At 40.5% G+C, this 3,799-nt stretch carries 4 protein-coding genes and 1 pseudogene; all 5 read right to left on the minus strand.

Annotation, left to right across the window (positions count from 1 at the left end; all coding sequences use genetic code 11):
• Positions 1-290: 290 nt before the first annotated feature.
• A complete protein-coding gene (tsf, locus tag ACFO3G_RS03700) occupies positions 291-1,115 on the minus strand; it encodes a translation elongation factor Ts (protein ID WP_380078103.1) in 825 nt (274 codons plus the stop codon).
• A gap of 131 nt (positions 1,116-1,246) precedes the next feature.
• Positions 1,247-2,131: a 30S ribosomal protein S2 gene (gene rpsB, locus ACFO3G_RS03705; RefSeq protein ID WP_380078105.1), complete on the minus strand. Its 885-nt coding sequence runs from the start codon at positions 2,129-2,131 to the stop codon at positions 1,247-1,249.
• A gap of 145 nt (positions 2,132-2,276) precedes the next feature.
• On the minus strand, positions 2,277-2,663 hold the full coding sequence (gene rpsI / locus ACFO3G_RS03710) for a 30S ribosomal protein S9 (RefSeq protein WP_380078107.1): 387 nt from the start codon (positions 2,661-2,663) through the stop codon (positions 2,277-2,279).
• A gap of 13 nt (positions 2,664-2,676) precedes the next feature.
• Positions 2,677-3,132 carry a 50S ribosomal protein L13 gene (gene rplM / locus ACFO3G_RS03715; RefSeq protein WP_380078109.1) on the minus strand — a complete coding sequence of 152 codons (456 nt, stop codon included), beginning with the start codon at positions 3,130-3,132 and terminating at the stop codon, positions 2,677-2,679.
• A 569-nt stretch (positions 3,133-3,701) separates the two neighbouring features.
• Positions 3,702-3,799, minus strand: a pseudogene (locus ACFO3G_RS03720) (transposase); the annotation flags it as partial.

Genomic DNA, 3,799 nt, shown 5'->3' on the forward strand with positions numbered 1-3,799 from the left:
CCGGGCGGACGCCAATCCCCCCGGTGTTTTTCATGTCCGCCTGACGGATGAGAAAAACAATTAAATGAAATGATTAATTTTGACTCAAAGATAAACTTCAATTACACACTTTTAGGGATACTACCAAACAGATGACAGCAAATGCTTAGAATACCATTTCTAAAGTGTTTTTTATGAAATAGATTGATGGTTGTTCCAATAGTTTTATCGGGTACCAAAGAGATAAAAACAAAGGCTGTATTGAGATCTCCTCAATACAGCCCTGTTTATTTATCTTACCGATAAGTTGATTATTCAGCGTTCAAAGTTACACGCTTAAATTCTGTAACAGTAAGAGTCTTGCTTGCAGTATGTAGATACTGTTCGATAGTCATCTTATTGTTCTTTACATACTCCTGTTGAAGAAGTGTGTATTCTTTGTAGTATTTCTGAAGTGAACCTTCAACAATACGATCAATAATGTTTTCAGGTTTGCCGGCTTCAATAGCTTTGTCTCGTGCAATTTCACGCTCACGATCCAATATATGTGCCGGTACTTGCTCAGGAAGTACAGATACCGGGTTCATAGCTGCCACCTGCATAGCGATGTCACGAGCCATTTCAGCTTCGATTGTTTCGTTGAATGCAACTACTGTAGCAAGTTTATTACCCATATGGATATAAGAAGTTGTTGCAGCACCCTTAACAAATTCGTATGCTCCAAGCTCTGTTTTTTCGCCTGTCACACCTGTACGGTCTGTGATATGATCAGAAATGGTACGACCATCAGAGAGAGTAAGAGTGAGAAGTTCTTCTTTCGTTGCAGGTTTCTTGTCCATTGCAACATCAAGAATCTGCTGTGTAAGATCGATAGTTTCTTGGTTCTTAGCAACAAAGTCTGTTTCGCAGTTTACTGATACTACAGCTGCAAACTCACCATTGTGAGCTGCAAGAACACAGCCTTCTGAAGCTTCTCTGTCAGAACGTTTTGCCGCTACGGCTTTACCTTTCTTACGAATGATTTCCATTGCAGCTTCGAAGTCGCAATTTGTTTCTTCCAATGCCTTCTTACAGTCCATCATTCCGGCACCGGACATTTTGCGCAATTTAGCGATATCTTGAATTGTTACGCCCATAATGTTTCTTGATTAAGTTGATCTAAATAAAGAATGCCACGTGTGAGAGAATCGCCGGAGCGATCCACCGGCACGTGGCATATAAATGTTTATGCTCCTCCAAGAGGATTGTTGATTAAAAGGATAGCTGTTTAAGCTTCTTCTTTGGTTTCTTCCGCTTTAGCTACAGGAGCTTCTTCCTTAGCCTCTTCTTTAGCTTCTTCCTTTACATCTTCTTTGGGAGTGTCACCATCTTTGCGACGAATACGTTCACGACGAGCTCCGGTGCGAACTTTACGTTCTTTGCGGCCTTCTTCTTGATTTTCTGCTTCGTCACCCTTCTCAGCTTTACGCTCCATCAAGCCTTCGCTAATTGCAGAAGCCATTACACCCATGATAAGCTCTACTGCTTGAGTTGAGTCATCATTACATGGGATAACGTAGTCGATGTTTTTAGGATTGCTATTTGTATCTACGATACCGAATACGGGGATACCTAATCTGTTTGCTTCATGAACAGCAATGTGTTCTTTCATTACGTCTACAACAAATAGAGCTGAAGGCAGTCTATTCATATCTGCAATAGAACCAAGAGTCTTGTCCAATTTTGCGCGTTGACGTTCGATTTGAAGCTTTTCACGCTTAGATAGGTTTTCCAAAATATCCTTGTTGTTAAGCATTTTGTCAATTTGAGACATCTTCTTAACAGCCTTACGGATTGTTGGGAAGTTAGTAAGCATACCGCCCGGCCAGCGTTCTGTAACATATGGCATGTTTACAGAGCCTGCAAACTGAGCTACAGCTTCTTGAGCTTGTTTCTTTGTGGCAACAAAGAGGATTTTCTTACCATTGCGAGCCATCCCCTTGATGACTTCAGCAGCTTCCTCTACTTTGGCAACTGTTTTATGTAGGTCAATGATGTGGATATCATTGCGCTCCATGAAGATATAAGGAGCCATTGCCGGGTTCCACTTTCTAGTGAGGTGTCCGAAGTGTGCTCCGGCTTCTAGTAACTGTTCAAAAGTTAGATTTGTCATAAATTTCGTTTACGTTCTTAGTTAATAATTCAACCAAATGGTAGTCTTCAATTTAGGGATAAATAGTAGAAGAATCCATTCAGTTTAGATACTAAACGCGATAATGAATTTTTATCAAGCTGCACCATACAGCCCATAAAATCCATCAACGCTTTGAGAATTGGAATCTCTTACGAGCTTTAGGTTGACCCGGTTTTTTACGTTCAACCACTCTTGGGTCACGAGTAACCAAGCCTGCTGCACGTAGAGCTGCTTTATCTTCCGGATTGATTTTGATAAGCGCTCTTGCGATTCCCAGACGAGCAGCTTCGCTCTGTCCTTTAAAACCACCACCATTAAGATTGATGCGGATATCGTATTTGTCAACAACACCCAATTTTTCGAGCGGTTGCTTTACGACATACTGAAGGATAGATGATGGGAAGTAGTTGGTTAGCTCTTTTTTGTTGATGATGATCTTTCCGCTGCCTTCTGTCATATAGACACGAGCTACAGCAGCTTTACGGCGACCAATTGCATTAATCATTTCCATAATTTACCCTTCCTTACTTCAATTTGTTAATGTCGATAACACGTGGTGACTGAGCCTCCATGTTGTGTTCGCTACCTTCAAATACTCTCACATTTCCCAAAAGTTTGCGACCAAGTTTGTTTTTTGGAAGCATTCCTTTGATAACCTTAAGGAACAATCTGTCTGCGCCTTTTTTCATAAGGCTTTCAGGTGTAAATGCTCTTTGTCCCCCCGGATATAGTGTATAGCGCAAGTAAATTCTGTCTGTCCACTTTTTTCCTGAGAGTTGAACTTTGTCGGCATTAATGATAATTACATTATCTCCGCAATCAACGTGCGGTGTATAGTTAGGCTTGTATTTGCCACGTAGCAACTTTGCCACCTTAGAGCAAATACGTCCGAGTTGTTGACCTTCTGCGTCTACTACTACCCATTCCTTGGTAACAGTTGCCTTATTCGCAGAGACGGTCTTGTAGCTTAGTGTATCCACTTTTTTGTCCTTTTTATAATTAAACATTGTGCTTTATAAAGAAGTATAAGGCTCACCTCACGGTTTGTTATTTGGTGTCAAGACTCGCCATTCTAAGGTGGCTTCCTACTTTATTCATAGCCAACGAACTCGGACCATTCTTTAGCTTACGCTCATTCCCATATGAGGGGTAGATAAGTCTTTGCTTGCCAAAAAGCTCACAGCTCCGGATGTAACAATCCGTGACCATACACTTCAATTAGCGACTGCAAAGGTAATTAATTTTATGGAAATATCATCTATTTTGCAATGCTTTTTTCTGCTAATTAGCTGAGAATGCAGTTATGTAGTGTTTGATTTTAGCGTGCAAGGTTGTATGGATTACTTATACTTTGCCACGCTTGCTTAGTCGATACTTGTGGTTTTCCGGTGTGCTTATTTTAACAGTTGTCCTCTCTTCTTTGTGCAGATTTTCTCCTCCTTTTATGCTTTTTTCATGAAGTAGTACAAGATGTTTAGATTGTTTGTCCGGTTTGTTTTTGTCTTATTTCTATATATGTACTCAATAGTTCGTTAAAAAATATCCAAGCCTAAGCGGCTCTGGCAGTAAATAAAATGAGTTCTTTGAAAAGTTTGTCAATAACTTGCGGGTCTGGGCTAATCCCAAACACGCAAATAAATCGTTCAA

The organism is Falsiporphyromonas endometrii (genome assembly GCF_042654485.1).
Classification (GTDB): domain Bacteria; phylum Bacteroidota; class Bacteroidia; order Bacteroidales; family Porphyromonadaceae; genus Porphyromonas; species Porphyromonas endometrii.